General features: G+C 69.0%; 24 protein-coding genes. 15 read left to right on the forward strand and 9 right to left on the reverse strand.

Features of this window, described 5'->3' with window-relative positions:
• Positions 1 to 22 precede the first annotated feature (22 nt).
• The 5 genes from ATK74_RS00925 to ATK74_RS00945 are packed head-to-tail and all read left to right on the forward strand — an operon-like array spanning position 23 to position 6,006.
• The gene (locus ATK74_RS00925) at positions 23 to 1,417 is read left to right on the forward strand and encodes an NAD(P)/FAD-dependent oxidoreductase (RefSeq protein ID WP_098459280.1); all 1,395 of its coding nucleotides are present in this window, start codon (positions 23 to 25) and stop codon (positions 1,415 to 1,417) included.
• Entirely contained in the window at positions 1,414 to 1,764 is a 351-nt protein-coding gene (locus ATK74_RS00930) for a cupin domain-containing protein (RefSeq protein WP_098459281.1), read from the forward strand. The genes ATK74_RS00925 and ATK74_RS00930 overlap by 4 nt, the downstream gene beginning before the upstream one ends.
• Positions 1,764 to 3,245, forward strand: a complete 1,482-nt coding sequence (locus tag ATK74_RS00935) for a CoA-acylating methylmalonate-semialdehyde dehydrogenase (protein WP_098459282.1) — start codon at positions 1,764 to 1,766, stop codon at positions 3,243 to 3,245. The genes ATK74_RS00930 and ATK74_RS00935 overlap by 1 nt, the downstream gene beginning before the upstream one ends.
• Positions 3,246 to 3,253: 8 nt before the next feature.
• Positions 3,254 to 4,639: an aspartate aminotransferase family protein gene (locus tag ATK74_RS00940; protein ID WP_098459283.1), complete on the forward strand. Its 1,386-nt coding sequence runs from the start codon at positions 3,254 to 3,256 to the stop codon at positions 4,637 to 4,639.
• A complete protein-coding gene (locus ATK74_RS00945; protein ID WP_098459284.1) occupies positions 4,639 to 6,006 on the forward strand; it encodes an NAD-dependent succinate-semialdehyde dehydrogenase in 1,368 nt (455 codons plus the stop codon). Before ATK74_RS00940 ends, ATK74_RS00945 begins: the two co-directional genes overlap by 1 nt.
• Positions 6,007 to 6,105: 99 nt before the next feature.
• Here the strand turns inward: ATK74_RS00945 and ATK74_RS00950 are convergent, their stop codons facing one another.
• The 7 genes from ATK74_RS00950 to ATK74_RS00980 form a co-directional block, all read right to left on the reverse strand.
• Positions 6,106 to 7,377: an MFS transporter gene (locus ATK74_RS00950; RefSeq protein ID WP_098459285.1), complete on the reverse strand. Its 1,272-nt coding sequence runs from the start codon at positions 7,375 to 7,377 to the stop codon at positions 6,106 to 6,108.
• 84 nt (positions 7,378 to 7,461) lie between these two features.
• Positions 7,462 to 7,902, reverse strand: coding sequence for a MarR family winged helix-turn-helix transcriptional regulator (locus ATK74_RS00955; protein WP_098459286.1), 441 nt, complete (start codon positions 7,900 to 7,902; stop codon positions 7,462 to 7,464).
• 81 nt (positions 7,903 to 7,983) lie between these two features.
• Positions 7,984 to 8,925 (reverse strand): proline dehydrogenase family protein, encoded by a 942-nt coding sequence (locus tag ATK74_RS00960; protein WP_245840561.1) that lies wholly within the window; start codon positions 8,923 to 8,925, stop codon positions 7,984 to 7,986.
• A 101-nt stretch (positions 8,926 to 9,026) separates the two neighbouring features.
• Entirely contained in the window at positions 9,027 to 9,506 is a 480-nt protein-coding gene (locus ATK74_RS00965; RefSeq protein WP_098459287.1) for an aminoacyl-tRNA deacylase, read from the reverse strand.
• Positions 9,487 to 9,915: a CBS domain-containing protein gene (locus tag ATK74_RS00970; RefSeq protein WP_098459288.1), complete on the reverse strand. Its 429-nt coding sequence runs from the start codon at positions 9,913 to 9,915 to the stop codon at positions 9,487 to 9,489. The genes ATK74_RS00965 and ATK74_RS00970 overlap by 20 nt, the downstream gene beginning before the upstream one ends.
• Positions 9,916 to 10,012: 97 nt before the next feature.
• Positions 10,013 to 11,236: a glycosyltransferase family 87 protein gene (locus ATK74_RS00975; protein ID WP_098459289.1), complete on the reverse strand. Its 1,224-nt coding sequence runs from the start codon at positions 11,234 to 11,236 to the stop codon at positions 10,013 to 10,015.
• A gap of 127 nt (positions 11,237 to 11,363) precedes the next feature.
• On the reverse strand, positions 11,364 to 12,032 hold the full coding sequence (locus tag ATK74_RS00980; RefSeq protein ID WP_211283243.1) for an HAD family hydrolase: 669 nt from the start codon (positions 12,030 to 12,032) through the stop codon (positions 11,364 to 11,366).
• 51 nt (positions 12,033 to 12,083) lie between these two features.
• Here ATK74_RS00980 and ATK74_RS00985 point away from each other — a divergent pair, with 51 nt between their 5' ends.
• The 5 genes from ATK74_RS00985 (at position 12,084) to ATK74_RS01005 (ending at position 17,070) form a co-directional block, all read left to right on the forward strand.
• Entirely contained in the window at positions 12,084 to 13,016 is a 933-nt protein-coding gene (locus tag ATK74_RS00985; RefSeq protein WP_098459291.1) for a hypothetical protein, read from the forward strand.
• Positions 13,017 to 13,089: 73 nt separating this feature from the next.
• Positions 13,090 to 14,922 (forward strand): molecular chaperone DnaK, encoded by a 1,833-nt coding sequence (dnaK, locus tag ATK74_RS00990; RefSeq protein ID WP_098459292.1) that lies wholly within the window; start codon positions 13,090 to 13,092, stop codon positions 14,920 to 14,922.
• Entirely contained in the window at positions 14,919 to 15,488 is a 570-nt protein-coding gene (locus ATK74_RS00995; RefSeq protein WP_342745412.1) for a nucleotide exchange factor GrpE, read from the forward strand. The genes dnaK and ATK74_RS00995 overlap by 4 nt, the downstream gene beginning before the upstream one ends.
• A 20-nt stretch (positions 15,489 to 15,508) precedes the next feature.
• A complete protein-coding gene (gene dnaJ / locus ATK74_RS01000; RefSeq protein ID WP_098459294.1) occupies positions 15,509 to 16,654 on the forward strand; it encodes a molecular chaperone DnaJ in 1,146 nt (381 codons plus the stop codon).
• Complete coding sequence (locus tag ATK74_RS01005) at positions 16,651 to 17,070, forward strand: heat shock protein transcriptional repressor HspR (protein ID WP_098459295.1); 420 nt, start codon at positions 16,651 to 16,653, stop codon at positions 17,068 to 17,070. The genes dnaJ and ATK74_RS01005 overlap by 4 nt, the downstream gene beginning before the upstream one ends.
• Before the next feature lie 240 nt (positions 17,071 to 17,310).
• On the opposite strand, the gene ATK74_RS01010 is transcribed toward ATK74_RS01005, so the two are convergent.
• Positions 17,311 to 18,111, reverse strand: coding sequence for a methyltransferase domain-containing protein (locus ATK74_RS01010; protein WP_098459296.1), 801 nt, complete (start codon positions 18,109 to 18,111; stop codon positions 17,311 to 17,313).
• A gap of 109 nt (positions 18,112 to 18,220) precedes the next feature.
• Positions 18,221 to 19,099: a LysR family transcriptional regulator ArgP gene (locus ATK74_RS01015; RefSeq protein ID WP_098459297.1), complete on the reverse strand. Its 879-nt coding sequence runs from the start codon at positions 19,097 to 19,099 to the stop codon at positions 18,221 to 18,223.
• 70 nt (positions 19,100 to 19,169) lie between these two features.
• Between ATK74_RS01015 and ATK74_RS01020 the strand changes: the two genes are divergently transcribed.
• The 5 genes from ATK74_RS01020 to ATK74_RS01040 are packed head-to-tail and all read left to right on the forward strand — an operon-like array spanning position 19,170 to position 24,601.
• A complete protein-coding gene (locus tag ATK74_RS01020) occupies positions 19,170 to 19,775 on the forward strand; it encodes a LysE/ArgO family amino acid transporter (RefSeq protein WP_098459298.1) in 606 nt (201 codons plus the stop codon).
• Between the two features lie 44 nt (positions 19,776 to 19,819).
• On the forward strand, positions 19,820 to 21,031 hold the full coding sequence (locus ATK74_RS01025; RefSeq protein ID WP_098459299.1) for a glycosyltransferase 87 family protein: 1,212 nt from the start codon (positions 19,820 to 19,822) through the stop codon (positions 21,029 to 21,031).
• Entirely contained in the window at positions 21,028 to 22,212 is a 1,185-nt protein-coding gene (locus ATK74_RS01030) for a glycosyltransferase 87 family protein (protein ID WP_169923676.1), read from the forward strand. The genes ATK74_RS01025 and ATK74_RS01030 overlap by 4 nt, the downstream gene beginning before the upstream one ends.
• Positions 22,209 to 23,384, forward strand: coding sequence for a glycosyltransferase 87 family protein (locus tag ATK74_RS01035; RefSeq protein WP_098459301.1), 1,176 nt, complete (start codon positions 22,209 to 22,211; stop codon positions 23,382 to 23,384). The genes ATK74_RS01030 and ATK74_RS01035 overlap by 4 nt, the downstream gene beginning before the upstream one ends.
• Before the next feature lie 23 nt (positions 23,385 to 23,407).
• Complete coding sequence (locus tag ATK74_RS01040) at positions 23,408 to 24,601, forward strand: glycosyltransferase 87 family protein (protein ID WP_098459302.1); 1,194 nt, start codon at positions 23,408 to 23,410, stop codon at positions 24,599 to 24,601.
• The last annotated feature ends 31 nt before the right edge of the window (positions 24,602 to 24,632 follow it).

Below are 24,632 nucleotides of genomic sequence, written 5' to 3' on the forward strand. Positions count from 1 at the left end.
GCCTCTTGTCGAGGGGGCTGTTATGGACCAGACGGTTTTCGAGCGGAACCGTCCTGCGGCTGGCGTGGTCATCGAATCGTTGCGGGGCTCACGCCCGGCGGTGTTCTGGCTGGACGGGCTGACCCGCCCTGAGCGCCCCAGCCTGGTCGGCCCGCACCGCGCCGATCTGGTGGTGGTGGGCGGCGGTTACACCGGGCTGTGGACTGCGGTCCGGGCCAAGGAGCGTGACCCCGAGCGCCGGGTGATCGTCCTTGAGGCCCACGAGTTCGGCTGGGCCGCCTCGGGCCGCAACGGCGGCTTCTGCGCGGCCAGTATCACCCACGGCGAAGAGAACGGACGGCGCCGCTGGCCCGACGAGTACGAGACATTGGCCCGGCTCGGAGACCAGAACCTGGACGAGCTCGAGGCCACCGTTCAGCGCTACGGGATGGCCGTGGAGTTCGAGCGCACCGGCGAGCTGTCGGTGGCCGTGGAGCCGCACCAGATCGAGTGGCTGGAGCCGGACGTCCCCGGCTTCCTGGACACCGCGGCCATCCGGGCCGAGGTGAACTCACCGACCTACCTGGCCGGCCGCTGGGACCGATCCGGCACCGCCATGGTGAACCCGGCCCGGCTCGTCCTCGAGTTGGCCCGCGTGGCCGCCGAACTGGGCGTGGAGCTCTACGAACACTCCGCGGTGACCGGCATCGACCGCGGCCCGCAGCTGCGGGTGCGCACCGAACGCGGCTGGGTGCGCGCGTCTCGGGTGGCGCTGGCCACCAATGTCTTCCCCTCGCTGCTGCGCCGCAACCGGCTGATGACCGTCCCGGTCTACGACTACGCGCTGGTCACCGAGCCGCTGAGCGATACCCAGTGGGCCGAGATCGGCTGGCAGCATCGGCAGGGCCTGGCCGACCTGGCCAACCAGTTCCACTACTACCGGGTGACTGCGGACGGCCGGATCCTGTTCGGCGGCTACGACGCCATCCGGCATCGCGCGGTGAGCCCGGTGCACGAGGAGCGTCCGGCCACTTACCAGCGGCTGGCCGAGCACTTCTTCACCACCTTCCCGCAGTTGGAGGGGCTTCGGTTCAGCCATCGCTGGGCCGGCGCGATCGACACGTCCACTCAGTTCTGCGCCTTCTACGGACTGGCTGCGGCCGGACGGATCGGCTACGCGGCCGGCTTCACCGGGCTCGGCGTCGGGGCCAGCCGGTTTGCCGCGGACGTGGTCCTCGACCTGCTCAGCGGCGAGAAGACCGAGCGCACCGAGTTGGAGATGGTGCGGCGGCGTCCGCTGCCGTTCCCGCCGGACCCGATCGCCGCGGCCGGGGTGGCCGCCACCAAGTGGTCGCTGGACCGCGCCGATCACCACCAGGGCCGGCGCAACCTGCTGCTGAAGACCCTGGATGCCGTCGGTCTGGGGTTCGACTCATGAACCCCGCCCTGCTGGCCGACGCGCTGTCGGTCGAGATCGCCCACGAGCCGTTCGACCCCGAGCACCTGGTCGCCGGCGAGCCCACCTCCGGCTGGCTGCCGCTGGCCGAGATCGACGGGGTCGAAGTGGGTATCTGGGAGATGACCCCCGGCACGATCACCGACACCGAGGGCGACGAGGTGCTCTGCGTCCTGGCCGGACGTGCGCTGGTGGAGTTCCTGGACCCGCCCGCAGCCCCGATCGACCTCCGGCCGGGGAGCCTGGTTCGGCTGCAGGCCGGCTGGCGCACCCGCTGGACGGTCACTCAGACAATCCGCAAGATCGCTGCTACCCGAGAGGAAGCCTGATGGAAATCCCACATCTGATCGCTGGACGCGAGGTCACCGGAGACCTGCGCAGCGGTCCGATCTTCAACCCGGCCACCGGTGAGCAGATCGCCACCGTGGGCTTCGCCGATGCCGCCCGGGTGCAGGAGGCGATCGCTGCGGCGTCCGCTGCGCTGCCCGGCTGGCGGGCCACCGGGCTGATCAAGCGCGCCGACGTCTTCTTCCGGCTGCGCCAGTTGCTGGTGGAACGCTCCGACGAGCTGGCCGCGATCATCACCCGTGAGCACGGCAAGGTGTTCTCCGATGCGCTCGGCGAGATCAGCCGCGGCATCGAGAACGTCGAGTTCGCCGCCGGCCTGGTCCACCTGCTCAAGGGCGACTACTCCGAGCAGGTCTCCCGTGGCGTGGACGTCCACTCGATCAAGCAGCCGGTCGGCGTGGTGGCCTGCATCACCCCGTTCAACTTCCCGATCATGGTCCCGCTGTGGATGACCGCCTCGGCGATCGCCTGCGGCAACACCGTGGTGCTCAAGCCCAGCGAGAAGGACCCGTCCGCGTCGGTGTTCCTGGCCCGGCTGTTCGCCGAGGCCGGACTTCCGGCAGGCGTGCTGAACGTCGTCCATGGCGATGCCGAAGCCGTGAACACGTTGCTGGACGCCCCGCAGGTGCGGGCGGTCAGCTTCGTGGGCTCCACCCCGATCGCCAAGGCCATCTATGCCCGCGGCACGGCCAACGGCAAGCGGGTGCAGGCCCTCGGTGGGGCCAAGAACCACATGATCGTGATGCCGGACGCCGACCTGGACGCTGCGGCCGACGCGGCAGTTTCGGCCGCCTACGGTGCCGCCGGTGAGCGCTGCATGGCGATCTCGGTGCTGGTCCCGGTGGGTGAGGCCGTGGCCGAGGCGCTGCTGCCCAAGATCGCCGAGCGGATGGCCAAGCTGACCATCGGCGACGGCACTGACCCGGCCACCGAAATGGGCCCGCTGATCACGGCGGCCCATCGAGACAAGGTGGCCGGCTACGTCACCGGCGCTGCTGCCGAGGGTGCCGAGGTCCTCGTGGACGGCACCGCGACCAGCTTCGAGGCCGGCTACTTCATCGGGACCAGCCTGATCGACAAGGTCAAGCCCGGGATGCGGATCTACGACGAGGAGATCTTCGGCCCGGTTCTGTCGGTGGTCCGGGTGCACAGCTACGACGAGGCCGTGGCCCTGGTCAACGCCAACCCGTACGCCAACGGCACCGCGATCTTCACCCGCGACGGTGGCACGGCCAAGGCCTTCGAGTACGACATCGAGGTGGGCATGGTCGGGGTGAACGTGCCGATCCCGGTGCCGGTCGGGGCGTTCTCCTTCGGCGGCTGGAGGGACTCGCTGTTCGGCGACTCCCACATCTACGGCCCCGAGTCGATCCACTTCTACACGCGCAGCAAGGTGATCACCTCCCGCTGGCCCGATCCGAGCGAGTCCCAGGTGAACCTGGGCTTCCCCTCCAACCACTGAGGATTGTCATGACGTATGTGAACCTGGCCGGTGAGGCCACCCCGCTGCCCGATCCGGACGCAGAAGCCGTCGTCCGGGCCAATGACCGGGCCCACGTGTTCCACTCCTGGAGTGCCCAGGGCGCGCTCGCCCCGCTGCCGGTGGCCGGCGGCCTGGGGGCGAGCTTCTGGGACTACTCGGGCAAGAGCTACCTGGACTTCGGCTCCCAGCTGGTGAACCTGAACCTGGGTCACCAGCACCCGGATCTGATCGCCTCGCTGCATCGGCAGGCCGACCGGCTGGCCACCATCCAGCCGGCCATGGCCAACGACGTCCGCTCCGAACTGGCCCGGCTGCTGGTCGAGGTGGTCGGTGAGCCGTTCGCGAAGGTCTTCTTCACCAATGCCGGCGCGGACGCCAACGAGTACGCCGTCCGGATGGCCCGGCACTCGACCGGACGCAACAAGGTGCTGTCCACCTACCGCAGCTACCACGGCGGGATGGGCACCCCGATCGGGCTGACCGGTGACCCGCGGCGCTGGGCCAACGAGGCCGCGGCCAACGGTGTCGTCCACTTCTTCGGGCCCTACCCGTACCGCTCGCCGTTCCACTCCGACAGCCCCGAGCAGGAGACCGCCCGGGCGCTGGAGCACCTGGAGAGCGTGATCGTCCTGGAGGGTGCGAACACGATCGCCGCCATCATCTTGGAGACCATCGTCGGCACCAACGGCATCCTGGTGCCGCCGCCGGGCTACCTGGCCGGCGTCCGTGAGCTGTGCGACAAGTACGGGATCGTCTACATCGCCGACGAGGTGATGGCCGGCTTCGGCCGGACCGGCGAGTGGTTCGCCTTCCAGGGCTTCGACGTTCAGCCGGATCTGGTCACCTTCGCCAAGGGGGTGAACTCCGGTTACGTCCCGCTGGGTGGCGTGATCATCTCGGCCAAGATCGCCGAGTTCTTCAATGACAAGGTGTTCTACGGCGGCCTGACCTACTCCGGGCACCCGCTGGCCTGCGCGCTGGGGGTCACCACCTTCGAGGTGTTCCGTCGCGATCACATCCTCGAGCACGTCCGCGACCTCTCGGAGCGAGTGATCGCACCGCGGCTGGACGGCTGGCTGGAGACCCACCCGTCGATCGGCGAGGTTCGTGGTCGGGGCTTGTTCTGGGCCATCGAGTTGGTCAAGGATCGGGATACCCGCGAACCGTTGGTGCCGTTCAACCCGACCGCGGCGCAGAACGCTCCGATGGCGGCCTTCGCCGCGGCCTGCAAGGCCGACGGAGTGTGGCCGTTCACCCACTACAACCGCACACACATCGCACCACCACTGGTGATCGCCGAGGACGAACTCAACCGCGGCCTCGACGTGATCGACGAAGCCCTGACCATCACCGACCAAGCGATTGGAGCATGATGAGCAAGTACGCCGTTATCAACCCGGCCACCGGCGCCACCCTGGCCGAGTATCCGCAGATCAGCAACGAAGAGCTCACCGCGGCGATCGGACGGGCGGACGCGGCCACCCGCGGCTGGGGCCGCAGCACCTCGGTGGAGGAGCGGGCCGCCCTAGTGACCCGGATCGGCGACCTGCATGCGGAGCGTCGCGACGAGCTGGCTGCCGCGCTGGTCTCCGAGATGGGCAAGCCGTTGGCTCAGGCCTACGGCGAGATCGACTTCGCCGCCGACATCTACCGCTACCACGCCGAGATCGCCGCTGCCGAGCTGGCCGATGAGCCGATCGAGTTGCGGGCCGGCACCGGCTCGGCGCTGATCCGCTGTGCGCCGCTGGGCGTGATCCTCGGCGTGATGCCGTGGAACTTCCCCTTCTACCAGGTGGCCCGCTTCGCCGGTCCGAACCTGGCCGCCGGCAACTCGGTGATGCTGAAGCCGGCCTCGCAGTGCCCCAAGACCGCTCAGCTGATCGCCCAGATTTATGTGGACGCCGGGGCGCCGGCGGGCGCCTTCGAGCTGATCTTCGCCGACTCGTCCCAGATCGCCGACGTGATCGCCGATCCGCGGGTGGCCGGGGTCTCGCTGACCGGCTCGGAGAAGGCCGGTGCGGCCGTGGCCGAGCAGGCCGGACGGCACCTGAAGAAGGTCGTCCTCGAGCTCGGCGGCACCGACCCGTTCGTGGTGCTCTCCACCGATGACCTGGATGCCGTGGTGGCCGACCTGGTGGCCGGACGCCTGGACAACTCCGGCCAATCCTGCAACGCCCCCAAGCGGGCCGTCGTGATCGCCGACCTGTACGACGAGTTCGTGGCGAAGCTGGTTGACGCGCTGGCCAAGGTATCGGCCACCGACCCGACCAGCGAGGACTGCGAGCTCGGTCCGGTCTCCTCTCTCGGTGCGGCGGAGTTCCTCGAGGAGCAGGTCAAGCGGGCGATCGCAGCCGGCGGCGAGCTGCTGCTCGGCGGCACCCGGGACGGCGCCTTCTTCGCCCCGACCGTGATCACCAACATCCCCCGGGATTCGGCGGCCTACCGCGAGGAGCTGTTCGGACCGGTGGCGCTGGTCTACAAGGTGGCCGACGAGGCCGAGGCCATCGAGGTGGCCAACGACACCCCGTTCGGGCTGGGCTCCTACCTCTACTCCACCGATCCGGACCAGGTGCAGCGGGTGGCCAACGCCATCGATGCCGGCATGGTGTTCGTGAACTGCGTCCTGGCCGACGGGGTGGAGTTGCCCTTCGGCGGCGTGAAGCGCTCCGGTTTCGGTCGCGAGATGGGACGCCTGGGCGCCACCGAGTTCGTCAACAAGAAGCTGATCCGGATCGTCTAGCCTTCGCACGGAAAAGGGGACGGTTCCCGTTTCCGTTCACTCTCTGCCCGGACGGGGCGGTTGTGAACGGGAAGGGAGCCGTCCCCTTTCCGGTTTGCGTCACGGCATGGCGGGCAGGCTGTCCGGCTCCGGCTGGGACGCAGCGACGCGGGTCGAGCGCCACAGGATCACGGCTGCCGCGGCGATCACCACCGCTCCGAGCCAGTACGGGGCGGAGTGGCTGAACGAGGCGTACAGCCAGCCAGCCAGCAGCGGCGCGGTCATCTGCACCGCCGACCCGACGGAGCTGACTCCTCCGGCCAGCCAGCCCTGCTCGTCCGCGCCGACGGAGGAGGACATCAGTCCGTCCAGGGCGGCGGTCATGCCGCCCTGGCCGGCGGCGAAGATCATCGCCCCGATGCCGAACACCCAGGCTGACGGGAAGAACGCGGCCGCGACGGCGAGCCCGAGGCAGCCGATCAGCTGCCCGATCATGCCGCCGATCACGAGTCCCCGTTCACCGAGCCACTTGATCAGGAGGCCGAGGAGCGCACCTTGGATGATGATGTCGGTGACGCCGACCCCGGACGTGAGCAGGCCGACCTGGGTCGGTCCCCAGCCGAGCGTGTCGAGAGCGAGCACGGAGAAGTTGTTCGCGAAGAAGGCGAACGGGATGCTGATCAGCGTGAAGCCGATCAACAGGGCTCGCAACTCGGGGCGCCGGAAGGCCTCGGTGATCACCGTGAAGGGGTGCAGGTCGGCCGCCTTGACCTCACCGATCCGGTTCTCCGCCTTCAGGGTCTCGGGCAGGACGGTCGCAGACAGGACACCGATCAGGGCGGCGACCGCCGCCGTGGCGAACACCGGCGCGTTGACGCTGATCTGGGCGAGGATGCCGCCGATGGCGGGTCCGAGGATGAATCCGACCCCGGACAGGGCACCCAGCAGCCCATACCGCTTGGCGCGTTCCTCCGGTTCGGTGATGTCGGCGACGTAGGCGAACAGGACGGGCATGTCGCCCGCGGTCAGGCCGTCGATGATCCGCGAGATCAGCAGCACCCAGATCGCGCCGCCGATGCCGAACATCAGGTAGCCGGCCGCTGAGCCGAACACGCTGATGACGAGGATCGGCTTGCGTCCGAACCGGTCGGACAGGACGCCGAGGACGGGGGCTGCGACGAAGGCGCACAGGGCGTACACGGACTCGAGGACGCCGACCCACAACGCGAGGTTGGTGTCGTCGGGAAGGTACTGCAGCACCACGAACGGGAGTACCGGCAGCACGATGGTCATGCCGATCGTGGCGAGGAAGCTGATGGCGATCAGCAGCGGCCACGCGCGCTTCGCGGCTCGAAGATCGATCCCAGGTGGGGTTGTGTCTTGGCTTGTCATGGTGGGTTCTCCTTTCGGGAGGGCGCGCGACAGCACGGGCGCGTCGCAGCGCCTGAGATGGATGTGTGGGTCAGTCGGGGAAGCTCAGTCGGTCAGGGCCTGGTCGACCTTGGTGAGCAGCATCTTCAGTTGCTCGCCCTCCTCGGGGGTCAGCGTGCTCAACCGCACGCGGCCCTGGGCCCGGACGCCTGCCTCGAAGTGCTTGACCAGGTCGCGCGCCTTCGGGGTCACGTGCAGGGTCTTGCGGCGCGAATCGGACGGGTCCGTCCGTCGCTCGACCCAGCCGTCTGCCTCGAGGCCGGCCAGGAGCGCGGACACGCTGGCTGCGCGGGCTCCGGTGACGTCCGAGATGTCGCGGGCGATCAGGTCGTTCGCCTCATTGGCCTCGATGAAGCCGACGATCCGGGCCTGATGCGGAGTCAACCCGCCCAGATCGAAGCCATCACCGACGGCCGAGATCCGCTGGCGTTGCCGCATCGCGATCCTGGTGATCAACTCCGTGATCTCGTTCTCAAGGTCGGCCATGATCAGAACTCTAGATCGTTAGAAACCTAACAGTCAAGTGTCTAACGGTTAGGAAGCGAATCAATCGGTGATGGACGTTCGTCAGCGACCGAACAGTGCCCGCAGGAAGAAGGCCAGGTTCGCCGGACGCTCGGCCAGGCGACGGATGAAGTAGCCCCACCAGTCGGTGCCGTAGGGCACGTACACCCGGACGGTCTCGCCCGCGGCGGCCAGTCGGCGCTGCTCGTCGGTGCGGATCCCGTAGAGCATCTGGAACTCGTACTCGCCCTTGCCGCGCCCGGCGGCACCGGCCAACTCGGGGATGGCCGTGATCAGCTCGGGGTCGTGGGTGGCCAGCATCGGCAGCCCGGCGCCGTCCATCAGCACCCGGGTGCAGGCCAGGTAGGAGGCCGAGACCTCCTCGCGGGTCTGGTGCGCGACCTCGGCCGGCTCGGCGTAGGCGCCCTTGCACAACCGGATCCGGGAACCCTCGCCGTTCAGCACGGCCACGTCCTCGATGGTGCGGTGCAAGTACGCCTGCAGCACGCCCGCGGTGCCCGGGAACTCGCGGCGCAGCTCAGCCAGGATACCCAGCGTGGTGTCGGTGGTGGTGTGATCCTCGGCGTCCACGGTGACCGTGGTGCCGACCTCCTGTGCGGCCGCGCAGATGGCTCGGGCATTGGCCAGCGCGATCCGCCGACCGTCGGGCAGCCCGATGCCGAGTGCGGTCAGCTTCACCGAGACCTCGGCCACGTCGGTAAGGCCGGCCTCGGCCAGGGCCGTGAGCAGGCGCAGGTAGGCGTCCCGGATCGCGGCGGCGTCCGCTTCGCTGGAGGTGTCCTCGCCGAGGTGGTCGATGGTGGTGAGCAGGCCGTTGGCGGCCAGCGCCCGGACCGCCTTCAGGCACTCATCCACGGTCTCGCCGGGGACGAAGCGAGAGACCACGGCAGCGGTGATCGGCACCTTCACTGCGAGCCGTCGCGCTCGGTCGCTGCGAGCCAAGCTCAGCAGTGGTCCGCGCAGCAGGGTTGCCAGAATGCTCATGGTGCCTCCAGATCGTCAGCGGTCACCAGGTTCTCGATGACGGCCTGACTAGGGCTAGCACGTCCGCGGTTGGCGGGTCAAAACGCGAGGCGTCCGTAGCCTCAATCCAGCGGCTCGGTCAGATCGGCGACGGTGGCCTCCAGTGCCACCAGGGCTGCAGACGCGTCCAGCACCACGGCCGCCCCGTGCTCGCCGGCGCCCAGGCTCACCTCTCCGGGCCCGATGCGCTCATCGGCATAGACCGGCCAGGCGTGGCTGGCTCCGAACGGGGTGATCGTGCCGCGCTCATAGCCGGTGACCGCTAGCGCGGTGGCCGCGTCCGGCATCGAGATCCGGTTCACGCCGAGAAGGGCGCGCAGCTTGGGCCAGGAGATCTCCCGATCGCCGGGCACCAGGACGAACAGGTAATCCTCGGCGGCCCGGCGGACCACCAGCGTCTTGATGATCTGGGCCGGCGTGACCCCGCGCACGGCAGCAGCCTCGGCCAGCGAGGACACCCGGCCGTGCCGGACCACCCGATAGCCCAGGCCGAGGGCCTTCAGCGACGCCTCGGCGGGAGCCTCAGTTGTGGAGGTACTCAAGCAGGTGGTTCCGTTCGTCGGTGAGTTGATCGATCCGGTACTTCACCACATCCCCAATCGAGATGATCGCGGACAGGGTGCCGTTCTCGATCACCGGGAGATGCCGAATCCGGGAGTAGGTCATGGTGTGGGCCGCGTCCTCGAGTTTCTGCTCCGGGTCGGTGGTCACTACTTGACTGGTCATGATGGCCGACACCGGCTGCGCCAGGACGTCCGCGCCCTGGCGGGCGAGGTGGCGGACCACGTCCCGCTCGGTGACGATCCCGTCGATGCTGTGTCCGTCGGCGCTGACCACGACCGCTCCGATGTTGTGGTGGGCCAGCAGTTCGACCAGCTCAGCCACAGTTGCCTGGCCGGCGATGGTGACCACCGCCGTCCCCTTCGTTCGAACTACGTCGCCAATGTTCATGTATCGAGGCTAGGTCGCCGAACCTCCGCAGGGTAGGGGTCGGCGGTAGGACAACTGCCGCCTGCGCGATCGGCGATCGCCGGCATCGAGGTCGGCTTCACCTGTTGGCTAGGGACAGTCCGTCCTTGCCCTGGGCGGCCGAGTAGTCAGTTGCCAGATCGGCGTCGACAGCCGGTTGCCCCGGCGAATGTGGCAGGCCGGTGAGGCACACCACCAGGGAGGCGATCATGATGGCTGCGCGACCGGCGACCCCGAGCGGCATATCGCGCAGAGCGCCGAAGACGGCCATTGAGTAGGGCCCGCAGAACAGCACATACAGGAGGGCGCCCCACGCGATGTTGCGTGGGCGGCCGCTGAGGATCAGCCAGACCGCGGCAACGACCTGCCATTGCTGGTAGTGCGACCACCCCAGCGGGCTGATCACCGTGGAGGCGATGCCGATCACCACCGCGGCCTGGAACTGCTCCCCGCGCAGGAAGTGTGCGCGTGCCCGCCAGAACGCAGCAGCGCCGGCCCCTGCAGCCAGGGCCAGCCAGGCGATCCGCACCGGAACCGAGTCGCCCGGCCACTGCAGGAGGATGCCCAGGATGGTCACATTCAGATGAGAGCTCCCGGCCACCTGTGCGGCAGCCCCGGGATGGAGCCAGAAGTCCACCGAGTCCTGCGGGAACAGCGCGAAGCCGAGCGCGCCGAGCGTGCCGAAGGTGGCTGTGGCCACCCCGAGCTGGCGCCACTGCCGGGTGAGCGCGTAGTAGGGGATGAAGATCAGCGGGGTGAGCTTCAGTGCGGCCGCGACGCCGACCAGACTTCCCTGGAAGCGTCGCGGCAGCTGCCCGGACGCGTCCACCAGGGCCAGTGCCATCACGAAGATGCTGAGTTGGCCGGTGGTCAGGTTGAACGAGACCGGGAAGCTGAGCAGCACCAGCGGGGCGGCGATCGCCATGCCGATGGCCCCGTGCCGGACAGCATGGTCTCGGCCGCTGCCTGCGGTTGCAGCGCGGACGGTGATCGCGGCGAGCAGCAAGCCGACGGCGATGCTCGCCCCTGCCCAGAGTTGTTCGCCGGTGAGGGCGGGAAGCCCGCGCAGCGGGGACAGCATGACCAGGCTGATCGGCGGGTAGTTGAGTTGGCTCGACATCGGACGGCCGGCGGCAACCTCGTCCAGGGCGCGTCGGTACCACTCGATGTCGACGAAGGTGACGTGCCCGTCAGGCGGGAACACCGTGAGCCACGAGACTGCGGTAGATCCGGCGATCATCACGACCGCGAGGCCGACTGCGAGCGCATCGGCCGGTCGCCAAGGCCACCGCCTGATCCGCATCCCGGGTCTCCTGTCCGTCTCCGGATTATCGGCGGGCGACCAGGGGTTTCTCGATGAAGTTGGCGATTCTGTCAGGCATTCGTCCACTGCAGGTCGTCCATGACCCGTGGGACGACCTCGCGGATGCTCAGGCCGGCGGAGCAGCGATCAGTGACTCGACCAGAGCCACGGTCAGCTCGTCCAGATCGGTGAGGACGGCGTCGGCCAGCGCCAGGGTGCTGGCCGGGGGCGGGTTGAAGTGCGGTGGCACGGCGATCACGGCCATCCCGGCAGCCTTGGCGGCCAGGATCCCGTTGTGGGCGTCCTCGACGGCCACGGCTTGGGCCGGTTCGACGCCGAGCCGTCGGCAGGCCTCCAGGTAGACGTCCGGGGCCGGCTTGCCGGCGCCGCCGAGTTCCTCGGTGCTGAGCGTGGTGGCGAACACGTCGGCGAGGCCGAGTTCGGCCACGGCCGCATCGATCAGCACCCGCGGGGACGAGCTGGCCAGGCCGACCGGCCAGTGCGCGTGCATCCGTCGGACGGCCTGCAATGCCCCGGGCAGGACCGGCAGGCCGCGCCGGTAATGCTCCTGCATCCCCTCGATGCTGCGCCGGGCCGAGTCCTCCGCAGTGCCGGCGAAGCCGATCACCTCAGCCATGTAGGCCGACCATTCCTGGGTGGACATCCCCATCATCGCCCGGCTGGCCTCCTCCGGCCAGGTGATGCCGTCCTCGACAGCCATCTCCCGACGGACCAGGTCCCACAGGTGTTCGGTGTCGGTCAGCGTTCCATCCAGGTCGAAGATCACCGCGCGCATGTTCGCCATTCTTCCTGACCGGGTTGCCGACCTCCGATTAGCATCGACGGCGTGGACGTCCGAGTCCGCGACACGATCGAGCCGAGCCGACTCCCGTCGCGACCCCAGACCCGAGTCCGGCGGCACACGGTGCAGCCGGCGCGACTGGCACCACTGGAAGCCCTGGTCGCGGTGCCCGAGCGTCCGGCCGGGCTGGCATTCCACTTCCCCGGCTTCAACATCGCCCTGGGTAGCTGGGAGGCGGTGCGCTACGCCCAGCTGGCCGAGGCCACCGGGCTGGCCGTGGTTGCCGTCGAACTGCCTGGGCTGAGCCGGTTCGGTCATCGGCTGCCGGGCTCCGTCCGCCGCGACCTGATGGACGCCCACGCCGACTCCTGGGCCGAGCTGTGCCTGGAGTACCTGCGGCTGGCCACCCGCCAGGCCGGGCTTGACCGGCTGCCGGTCCGACAGCTGACCGGCTTCTCCACCGGGTGCAGTCTGGCCGCTGCGGCCAGTCGGCACCTGGCTGTTCCGGTGCTCGCCTTGATTGAGCCGGTCTCGGTCACCCAGCGGTCGCTGGCGGCGTTGGAGGCGGCCAACCTGGCTGACCTGGCCCGGTTCCCGGCCGCACTGGCCACCAACCGCGACTGGGTGGCTCAGGCCTGGCGCACCCAGCTCCGCGAGCCCGGTGTGCGCTACTCGGTGATCGATCTGCTGGCGATCGCCCGACTGCTCTCCGGCCGGAGCATCCCCGACGATCTGGATCGCCCGGCCTGGTGCCTGCTGGCCAGGGGAGCGCGCAGCTCGCTGTGCCCCGCCCCGGCTTTCGATGCGCTGGACGCCCAGCTGGTCGCTGCCGGAGCGCCAGGGCCGACCCTGGCCATCAGCGGTCTGGGTCACCAGTTGTGGCACTCCTTCGGAGCCGTTGCTGCGCTCAGCGGACGGCTGCCGACGGCGTCCGACATGACCGCAGCGGGGGAATACCCCGGTCAGTCCCTGAGTTGAGTCTGGTGAACTCAATCCTGTAGTTGAGCCTGCTATGCTCAACTCGTTCCAGACTCAACCGGAGGTAGTAACCATGGCACGAGCAGTCGGCATCGACCTCGGCACCACCAACTCTGTCGTCGCCGTCCTCGAAGGCGGCGAGCCCACGGTCATTCCGAACGCCGAAGGCTCCCGCACCACCCCGTCGGTGGTCGCCTTCGCCAAGGGTGGCGAGGTGCTGGTCGGCGAGGTCGCCAAGCGTCAGGCGGTCACCAACGTCGATCGGACGATCCGTTCGGTCAAGCGCCACATGGGCACCAACTGGACCGTCGACATCGACGGCAAGGCCTACACCCCGCAGGAGATCAGCGCCCGCGTGCTGATGAAGCTCAAGCGGGACGCCGAGGCGTACCTGGGTGAGCCGGTCACCAACGCGGTGATCACGGTTCCCGCGTACTTCTCCGACGCCGAGCGTCAGGCCACCAAGGAGGCCGGCGAGATCGCCGGCCTGAGCGTCGACCGGATCATCAACGAGCCGACCGCCGCGGCCCTGGCCTATGGCCTGGACAAGTCCGAAGAGCAGACCATCCTGGTCTTCGACCTCGGCGGCGGCACCTTCGACGTCTCCCTGCTGGAGATCGCCGACGGCGTCTTCGAGGTGAAGGCGACCAAGGGCGACAACCGCCTCGGCGGCGACGACTGGGATCAGCGGGTCGTCGACTGGCTGGTCACCCAGTTCAAGAACGCCAACGGCATCGACCTGAGCAAGGACAAGATGGCTCGTCAGCGCCTCCAGGAGGCGGCCGAGCGGGCCAAGATCGAGCTGTCCAGCGCGCAGGAGGCCTCGATCAACCTTCCCTACATCACGGCCGGCGCCGAGGGCCCGCTGCACCTGGACGAGCGGCTCACCCGGGCCGAGTTCCAGCGGATGACCCAGGACCTGCTGGATCGCTGCCGGGCGCCGTTCAACGCGGTGATCGCCGACGCGAACACCTCGATCGCCAAGATCGACCACGTGATCCTGGTCGGCGGCTCCACCCGGATGCCGGCGGTCGCCGATCTGGTCAAGGAGCTCACCGGCGGCAAGGAGCCCAACAAGGGCGTCAACCCCGATGAGGTCGTGGCTCTGGGCGCGTCCCTGCAGGCCGGTGTGCTGAAGGGTGAGGTGAAGGACGTCCTGCTGCTCGACGTCACCCCGCTGAGCCTCGGCATCGAGACCAAGGGTGGCGTGATGACCAAGATCATCGAACGCAACACCACCATCCCGACTAAGCGTTCCGAGGTCTTCACGACCGCGGAGGATAACCAGCCGTCGGTGATGATCCAGGTGTACCAGGGCGAGCGTGACTTCGCCCGCGACAACAAGTCCCTGGGCAACTTCGAGCTGACCGGCCTGATGCCGGCTCCGCGCGGGGTGCCGCAGGTCGAGGTCACCTTCGACATCGACGCGAACGGCATCGTCCACGTCCACGCCAAGGACCTGGCCACCGGCAAGGAGCAGTCCATGACTGTCACCGGCGGTTCGGCCCTGGGCCGCGAGGACATCGACCGGATGATGAAGGACGCCGAGGCGCACGCCGAGGAGGACCGCCAGCGTCGCGAGGCTGTCGAGATGCGCAACGAGGCGGACGCCCTGGCGTTCCGCACCGAGAAGCTGCTCGCCGAGAACGCCGAGGCGCTGTCCGATGACGTCAAGAAGCCGGTCGAGGAGGCTTTGGCCACGCTGAAGCAGGCCCTCACCGGTGACGACAACGACGCGGTGAAGGCGGCGGTCGAGGACCTGAACACCAAGGCCTCGGCCATGGGTCAGGCCATGTACGCCGCGGCCCAGGCCAAGGCCGAGTCCGAAGCGGCTGCGTCCGCCCCCGCCGGCGATGACGACGTCGTGGACGCCGAGATCGTGGACGAGGACGGCAAGGACAAGTGAGCGAAGAAAACACTCAGCCGACGCCGGAGCCTGGTGAGGACCAGGCTCCGGCCGACGCCATGGACGAGGCCCTGGCCGAACTGCTGGACGAGGCTGCGGCCGGCGACCAGCAGCCAGCCTCGGCTCCGTCCGAGACCGACCAGTTGAAGGCCCTGGTTGCCGAGCGCACCGAGGACCTGCAGCGACTGCACGCCGAGTACGCCAACTACAAGAAGCGGGTCGACCGCGACCGGGCGCTGTCCCGGGCGGCCGGCATCGAGGCGGTGATCCTCGACCTGCTGCCGATCCTGGACAGCATCGAGGCCGCCCGCGAGCACGATGAGTTGGTCGGCGGTTTCAGGCTGGTGGCCGAGGAGTTCGAGAAGACCGCGTCGAAGTACGGGCTGGAGACCTTCGGTGAGGTCGGTGAGCTGTTCGACCCGCAGATCCATGAGGCGCTGATGCAGTTGCCCATGGAGGGCGAACTCGCCGGTCCGACCGTCTCGGCCGTCATGCAGCGAGGTGTGAAACTGAACGAGCGTGTGATCCGTCCGGCCCGCGTGGGCGTGGCCGATCCGGACGCCTGAGCTAGCCGAAAGGAGGCGCGATGAGTACCAAGGACTGGCTCGAAAAGGACTACTACAAGGTGCTGGGCGTCTCCTCCGACGCCAAGCCAGAGGAGATCAAGAAGGCCTTCCGCAAGCTTGCCCGGCAGTTCCACCCCGACCAGAACACGGGCAACCCCGAGGCTGAAGCCAAGTTCAAGGAGATCTCCGAGGCCAACGCCGTGCTCTCCGACGCCGAAAAGCGCAAGGAGTACGACGAGGCCCGGCGACTTTTCGGCGGCGGTGGCGGGTTCCGCTTCCCGCGGTCTGGTCAGGGCACCTCAGCCGAGGACCTGTTCGCCAACTTCACCGCAGGCAGCGAGGGTGGCATCGGCGACCTGTTCGGCAACCTGTTCGGTGGCGGCGGCACTCGGCGGACCAGCCGGGGGCCACGCCGCGGCGCGGACATCGAGGGCGAAGTGACCATTGACTTCGCCGAGTCGCTGACCGGCCCGATGGTGACCATGCAGACCACCTCCGAGGCGGCCTGCCCGACCTGTCACGGCACCGGGGCCCGTCCGGGCACCCAGCCGAAGGCCTGTCGGGCCTGCCAGGGCAGCGGCGTCCAGACGTCCAGCTCGGGCAGCGTCTTCGCAGTCACCGAGCCCTGCCGCGAGTGCCGTGGCCGGGGTCTGATCGTCGAGGATCCCTGTCCGACCTGTGCCGGCAGCGGACGGGCCCAGTCGGCCCGCAGCATGCAGGTGCGGATTCCGGCCGGGGTCACCGATGGCCAGCGGGTCCGGATCAAGGGCAAGGGCGGCGCCGGGGAGAACTCCGGAGCAGCCGGCGACCTGTACGTCCTGGTGCACGTCCGTCCGCACAAGATCTTCGGACGGAAGGGCGAGCACCTGACCATCACGGCGCCGGTGACCTACGCGGAGGCCGTGCTGGGTGCTGAGATCAGCGTGCCGACCCTGGACGGCAGCCCGGTCCGGCTGCGGGTGCCGGCCGGCACCCCGAACGGCCGCACCTTCCGGGTGCGTGGCCGAGGTGTGAAGACCACCACCGGAGTCGGTGACCTGCTGGTCACCGTCGAGGTGCAGGTGCCCAAGCACCTGACCGACGAGGCGAAGGCGGCGCTGGCCTCCTTCGCGACGCTGGCCGGAGACACCGACCCGCGAGCCGAGTTGTTCGGAGCTGTCCGATGAACGACTTCCTTCCCGACCGGCTGGACGCCGACGCCCCGATCTTCGTGATCTCGGTGGCGGCCCAGCTGGCCGACATGCATCCGCAGACCCTGCGCGGCTACGACCGGCTCGGGCTGGTAGTGCCGGGCCGAGCCAAGGGCCGCGGCCGGCGCTACTCGCTGCGCGACATCGCCAAGCTGCGCCACATTCAGCAGCTGTCCCAGAACGAGGGCATCAACCTGGAGGGCATCCGTCGGATCCTCGCCCTGGAGGACGAGCTGGACGGGATGCGCACCCAGCTGCTTCGGCTCACCGAACTGGTGGCCCGACTGCAATCACCCGACGACGGCTCCCGGCTGTTCACCGCGGCCCAGTCCGGCCAGGTCCAAGTGGGCCGGGTCCGGCTCAAAGAGGTCCGGGCGCTCACCGTCCGCTGACCCTGGGGACGGTTCCATTACCGTCCAGCCCCTCTCGGACGCGTGTTGGACGCGGGGACGGTTCCGATTTCGTACCAACGCCTAGTGGGACGCAGCGGGGACGGTTCCGATTTCGTACCAGCACCTTGTCAGCAGGTGACCAGGAGTTCGGTGTGTCTCGGACGCGGGGACGGTTCCGATTTCGTACCAACGCCTAGTGGGACGCAGCGGGGACGGTTCCGATTTCGTACCAGCACCTTGTCAGCAGGTGACCAGGAGTTCGGTGTGTGGCACCACGAAGACCGCGTCCGGATGGTCGGCCCAGGCCAGCCAAGCATCGCTGAGGTCGGCGAGGTCTGCTGAGGTTGCCAGTCCCAGGTCCACCGCCCGTGCCGCGAAGGCCGTGTCGGCGACCCGCTGAGCCCAGGACCGACCCCACCAGCCAGCCCCGTCCTCGGCGCTGTAGGTCCAGGTGGACGAGCGGACCTCGACCTGATCCAGCCCCGCGGAGTGGGCCCACGACAGCAGATGCCGCCCTGCGTCCGGCTCGCCGCCGTTGGCCCTGGCCACGGCGCGGTAGAGGGCAAGCCATCGGTCGAGTCCGTCCGACTCGGGATACCAGCTGAATGCGCCATAGTCGGCATCGCGCACCGCGATCGTCCCGCCCGGCCGGGTCACTCGAGCCAGTTCCCGCAGGGCCGCTACCGGGTCGGCCAGATGCTGCAGCACCTGATGGGCGTGGCTGAACGCGAAGCAGCCGTCAGGGAAGCCCAGCTGGTAGGCGCTGGCTTCCAGGAAGGTCAGGTTGGGTAACCCGGCCGCATGGACGCGGGCCCGGGCGAGCACCTGAGGGTCGATGTCGACGGCGACGACGTCACCGGGGGCGACCAGTGCGGCCACCTCGGCGCTGATGGTGCCGGGGCCGCAGCCGATGTCCAGCACTCGTAGTCCGGGGCGCAGGAGGTGGCGACCGTAGCTCAGGGAGTTCTCGACGGTGCGTCGAGCGTGCGAGCTGAGGACGGCTTCGGAGTAGCCGTGGGTGTAGCGCTCGGAGGTGGACACCTGCCGAGCCTATGGCTGGGCAGGTGGACGGGGTCAGTGGCTGTCCACGGCCGGCTCTCGCCCAACGTGGGCGAGCCGAGTCAGGTGCCCTTGACGGCGCTGGACGGGTTCATTGGCGCAGCGCGTGCCGGGCGCCGTCCACGACGGCATCCTCGATCTGCTCCAGGAGAGGGGAGCGCAGCTTCCAGCGCTGCCAGAACAACGGGACGTCCACAGGAGCGCCGGCCAGCCGCACCAGTCGGGCGTCCCGGATGGCCGGCACCGACTGGTGTTCGGGCACCAGCGCCCAGCCGAAGCCCAGCTCGCAGGCGCGTGCGAAGTCGTTGGATGCCGGGACGTGATGGCGCGGCGGCCGGGTGGGATCCGCGCCGACGCTGGTCAGATACCGGGTCTGCAGGCCGTCGCGGCGATCGAAGTCCAGCAGCGGCGCCCGCTCGTAGGCGGCAGCGTCCTCGGTGCCGAACCACTGCTCGGTGAAGCCCGGGGTGGCCACCGGCAGGTAGCGCATCGCCCCGAGCCGACGCACCGAGCATCCGGCCACCGGGTGCTCGGACGAGGTCACGGCAGCCGACACCGTCCCCGACTCCAGGAGCCCGGCCGTGAAGTCCTGGTCGTCGCGATGCAGGTCGAAGACGATGCCCTGCCCGGCAAGGGGCGCCAGTGCCGGCAGGAACCAGGTGGCCAGGCTGTCGGCGTTGACCGCTAGCGGCACCTCCACCGGCCCGGACTCGGTCAGGCCCAGTTCGGCCAGGGTGTCGTGCTCAAGGGCGTCCAGCTGCCGGGCCAGCCGGATCAGCGCTTGACCGGCGGCGGTCGGCTGGACCGGCTTGGTGCGCACCAGCAGCACCCGGCCGAGCTGACTCTCCAGCGTCTTGAGTCGCTGGGAGACCGCGGACGGGGTGACGCTCAGCCGTCCGGCGGCCGCTTCCAGCGAGCCGGACTCCACTACGGCGGCCAGGGTGCGAGTCAGGTCGAGCGGGAGTTCCACATAAGTGATGCTAATGCATGTGAAGAAACCTGAACTGTACTTACGATAGGGCGCGCACTAGCGTCGATCCGTGACCACTCTGCTCTCCGGCTTGGGCCTCGGCCTGTCTCTGATCGTTGCCATCGGCGCCCAGAACCTGTTCGTGCTGCGTCAGGGGATCCGGCGGGAGTACGTGTTCACCGTGGCCACCATCTGCGCGCTGTCCGATCTCACTCTGATCAGCATCGGAGTGGCCGGTCTCGGCGCGGCCACCACGGCGCTGCCATGGCTGGTCGACGTCGTCCGCTGGGCCGGTGCCGCCTTCCTGATCGGCTACGGCCTGCTCGCGGCTCGCCGGACGCTCCGGCCGCCGGCCATCGCCACCGACCTGCCGGGGACGGATGGGTCCACGCGACTTCAGGTGGTGGCCACCTGCCTGGCGCTGACCTGGCTGAACCCGCACGTCTACCTGGACACGGTCTTCCTGCTCGGCTCGGTCGCGGCCACTCACGGCGACCAGCGCTGGTGGTTCGCCCTCGGCGCCATGCTGGGCAGCATCGGCTGGTTCTACGGACTGGGCTACGGAGCCCGTCTGCTCAGCCGTTGGCTGACCACGTCGCTGGGCATGCGACTGCTGGACGGGTTCGTCGCGGTGGTGATGGTCCTGCTGGGCATCTCGCTGATCATCGGACGCTGACCCGCGCTCGCAGTTCCCGGATCCCGTGAGTCGGTCAGGTTAGGGTGACCAGGGACGACGAGGGAGTACTGCCGGTGGATGTCACGCCCAGCCAGCGCGTGCGGATTCTCGCTGCCGCCGCCACGGTGATCGCGCTTGCCGCAGCCGTCATTTTGGTGTTGTCGATGTCGGCAGCGGCCGGCCCCGGACTGCTCGGCGATCTGGAGATCTATCGCGGCGCAATCAGCTATGCGGTCGGCGGCGGCGACCTGTACGAGTGGGTCTATCAGCACCCGACAGTTCATGGCCTTGGCTTCACCTACCCGCCGTTCGCCGCCGTGGCGATGTCCTGGTTGGTCCTCGTCCCGATGTTCACGGCCAAGGTGATCTGGACCGTGCTCACCTTCGCGCTGGCGGCCGCGTGTTGCTGGCTGCTGGCCAGCCAGGCGTCCCACCTGCCCGGGACCCGGCCGGCCCCGACTCCGGAGAGCCGGCTGCTGTGGACGGCACTGGCCGCGCTGCTGTTCATCTTCGGCTACCCCTTTCTGCACAACCTCGCAGTGGGCCAGGCCAGCCTCTTCGTGATCGGCCTGGCGCTGTTCGACCATCGCCTGCCCCGACGTTGGCAAGGGGTCTTGGTGGGCTTGGCGGCAGCGATCAAGCTGACCCCGCTGATCTTCATCCCCTACTACCTGATCACCAGGCAGTGGCGGCAGGCGGCCACCAGTGCCGGGGTCTTCCTGGCCGCCACTGGGCTGACCTGGGTTCTCTTTCCGGCGGCCTCGGCCAGCTACTGGTTCGACAAGTTGTGGCAGACCGGACGGGTGGGCCGCACCGACTCCACGGTGAACAAGTCGCTGCTGGGCTTCCTGAGCCGACTGCTGCCCGACGGCGCGGCCACCACGATCCCCTGGCTGGTCCTGGCCGCGGCGGTCGCCCTGTTCGCCTACTGGAGGGCGAGCAAAGCGCTCGCAGCCGGGGACGAGCTGGGTGCGGTGCTGCTGGTCGGGTCGCTCTCGGTGGCGGTCTCGCCGATCTCCTGGCCACATCACGAGCTGTGGCTGGCTCTGGTCGCCTGCTGGTGGCTGATGCAGCGCGGATGGCTGCCGTCGTTGCTGACGGCGGTGCTGGCGGTGATCCTGGTCGGCTACCCCTGGTACGACGACTATGTGACGATGAGCCCCGCGCTGGCCATCGGCGTGGAGTTGCCTGCGCTGGCGGTCTTGCTGGTGATCGGCTTCGGCTCTCGTCCGCGTCTGGCCAGAGTCCGTCGATGACCGACCGGCCGTCGCCCGTCCGACACTGGCCGCTGCCGGTGCTGGGCCTCGCGCTGACCGCGGTCGCCCTGGGTTGGATGCTGGTGGCGGGCTACCTGGTCCGGCTGGCCAGTCCGCTCGAGGTCACCGACTTCCAGGTCTACCGGGAGGCGGTCGGCTTCTGGCTGGGTGGCGGCGACCTGTACCAGTACCTGATGGTGCTCCCGGACGGACGCCAGATGCCGTTCACCTATCCGCCGTTCGCGGCGATCCTGATGCTGCCGACCAGCTGGCTCCCGCTTCCGGTCGGGTGGCTGCTCTCGGTGGCCGCGCAACTGGCCCTTCTGCTCATCGCGACGATCCTGTTGGCCCGGCGTACCGGTGTGCTGGCCGGGCTCGGTCGGCCGGAGGCGACCGCGATCATCGGTGCCGGGTGGCTGGCCCTGACCGTGTCCGAGCCTTCTTTGCACGGCATTGCGCTGGGGCAAGTCAGCCTGATGCTGATCGTGGTGGTGCTGCTCGATGCGGTGGTCGTGCCGCCACGCTGGCGCGGCCTGCTCACCGGGCTGGCTGCGGCCATCAAGCTCACCCCGGGCATCTTCCTGGTCTACTTCCTGCTCACCCGGCAGTGGCGGGCCGCGGTGAACGCCGCAGTGGGCGGCCTGGTGGCCACCGCGATCGGCTTCGCCGTCCTGCCTGGCCCATCCTGGCGGTACTGGACCTCGCTTCTCTTCGACACTTCCCGAGTCGGCGAACCGGACGTCACCCGGAACAAGTCGCTGCTCGGCCTGCTCTCCCATCTGGGGATGACCGGGCCGGCTCGAACCGCGGTCTGGATCGGGCTGGCCGTGATCGTGGTGGCGATCGGCCTGTGGCAGGCGCGGCGCAGCTACGGACGCGGAACGCCGCTGGCCGCGGTGCTCACCGTGGGCCTGCTCTCGACGGTGATCAGCCCGGTCTCCTGGCCGCACCACCTGGTCTGGTTGCCGCTGGCCGGCCTCTACCTGGCCTTCTGCCCGGGCTGGCGGCGCCGGCTGGGGATGGTGCTTGTGCTGGGGTTCCTGGCCGGAACCCCGCTGCTGTCCTATGACAGCGGCCTTCCGATCGGTTGGGCGGTTGCCGGTGATGTGGTGACGGTGGTGCTGCTGATCGGCGCATTGGTGGGCGTCCCAGGCCGTCCGGCTGGAGAGGTCGGCTCGTGACGGCACGGACGCGCCGGGCGCTGCTCTGGCTGGGAGCCGGGGCATTCCTGCTGGCCGCGGTCCTGCTCTGGTTCCTCCCGCCGGGTCGGCTGCAGGTGGAGCGGCTGGACTTCAGCGTCTACTGGGGTGCGGTCAACTCGATGCTCGGTGGGCATGGGCTCTACGAGTACTCGATCGTGAGCGACGGCCAAGTGATGCCCTTCGTCTACCCGCCCTTCGCGGCGATCCTGATGGTGCCGGCCGCACTGATCGACGTGGAGCGCGCCACGGCATTGTGGACGCTGGTTCAGCTGCCGGCGACCATCGTCTTGGCCTGGCTGGTGATGAGGGCTCATCCGGCCGATCGGCAGTGGTCCTCGATCGGACTGGCCAGCCGCTCACTGCTGGTGTGGCTGGGGCTGGTGCTCAGCCACAGCGTGTCCTTCGGCATCGGCCTGGGGCAGGTCAGCCTGCTTCTGGTTGCGGTGATCGCTCTTGACCTGGTCGTGGTGCCGGCCCGCTGGCGGGGCATTCTGGTCGGGCTGGCCGCCGCGGTGAAGCTGACCCCGGCGGCTTTCGTGCTCTACCTGCTGGTCACCCGGCAGTGGCGGGCCGCGCTGCGAGCGGTGCTGGCCTTTGTGGCCGCGGGGGCGATCAGTTGGCTGATCCTGCCGGCACAGTCGTGGCAGTACTGGACGCAGATCATCTTCCAGTCCGACCGGATCGGGACGCTCAGCTGGCTGCGCAACAAGTCGCTGCTGGGCTTCTTGGCGCACTGGGGGATCGGCGGCGACTGGCAGCGGGCGTTGTGGTTGATCGGCTGCGTGGTGATCGTGGCGGTGGGTTCCCATCAGGCGTGGCGGCTGTTCCGCCGCGGCGACGAGTTCGCAGCCGTGGTGGTGTTCGGCCTGATCGCCGGCGTGATCAGCCCGATCACCTGGGGACATCACCTGGTCTGGCTGGTGCTTGCCGGTCTGTACTTGGCGCTCGCTCGACCGGTCTGGGCGCGCGTGCTGGGGGTGGGGCTGGTCCTCGCCTGCTCGATGGTTTCGCCGCTGTGGGCTCCCGACCTCAGCCCGGCGATGTGGCTGCGGGTGGCCGCGAGCCTGCCGTTGGTGATCTGTGTGGTGGTGATCTGTCTGGGGCTGCCGCGCCGATCGCCGGACGACCTTCGGGCTGAGGCTCCGGCCTGAGTGGCTCTAGGCTTGGCCGAGAGATGACGAACAAATGGCTGCGGATGGCCGCCCTGGCTCTGCCACCGGTGCTGGCCGCTTTCTACATTGCGGGCACGACCGTGGAGGGTGTCCCAACCTGGTGGCACCCGGGGATGATCGATCTGGCCGTGTACACCCGTACCGGCCAGAACGTCCTGGCCGGGCATGACATCTTCGACGCCCAGGGCCAGCTGCCCTGGATCTATCCGGCCTTCGCTGCGCTGCTCACCGTCCCGTTCGCCTGGGTGCCGTTCGAGCTGGCCGCTGCAGTGTGGCTGCTGCTCAGCGTTGCTGCGCTGGCGGCGGTGCTCCATCGGTTGGGGCTGACCGGCTGGCGGTTGAGCCTGCTGGCCACGGTCGTGGTGCTGTTCGTCCAGCCGGTCCGGGACACCTTGTGGTTCGGCCAGCTGGGGATCTTCCTGGTGGCCGCCGCGGTGCTGGACTCGATGCCCGGCCCTCGGGTCTTCCGGCGCCGGCTGCTGCCCGAAGGCTGGCTGGTCGGCACGGTCACCGCCATCAAGCTGACCCCGGCCGTGATCGCGGCCCACAACTTCTTCGCCGGACGCCGCAAGGCCGGCCTGATCGCCTTCGGCGCCTTCTTGGTGGCCACCGGTCTCGGCTTCGCCCTGCTGCCGCAGGACTCGCTGGCGTACTGGACGAAGCTGGCCACCGGCGACTCCGGACTCAACTCCGGCATCGTCTACGCCACCAACCAGTCGGTCCTGGGGATGTGGACGCGACTGGCCGGGCACACCAGCGGGGGAGGATTGGCTCTGGCCGGCCTGGTCCTGGTGCTCGGGCTGGTCGCCTCGGTGCTGCTGCATCGCTCCGGGCAGGCCGCGGTCGCTCTGTGTCTTGCCGGCCTGACCAGCCTGCTGGCCTCGCCGATCTCCTGGTCACACCACTACGTCTGGCTGGTGCCGCTGGCCATCGTGCTGTGGCAGCATCGCGAACTGCCCGGCTGGTTCCGCTGGACCGGGCTGGGCTACAGCCTGTGGGGGATGGTGGCCCCGTTCATGTGGCTGCGCCGCGGCGACGACGTCGAGTTCGCTTACCAACCCTGGGAGCAGCTGGTGGACAACCTCGGGATCGTGGTCGGGGTGATTCTCCTGGTCCTGGCCATTTTCGTGGCCCGTAGTGGGAATCAGGGTGCGCTCAGGTCGACCCCGGAGGCGATCTCCCCGGTGGCGGAATAGGCCACGCGCTAAGCTAGTTGAGTCTGGTGAA

The organism is Propionicimonas paludicola (genome assembly GCF_002563675.1).
Classification (GTDB): Bacteria; Actinomycetota; Actinomycetes; order Propionibacteriales; family Propionibacteriaceae; genus Propionicimonas; species Propionicimonas paludicola.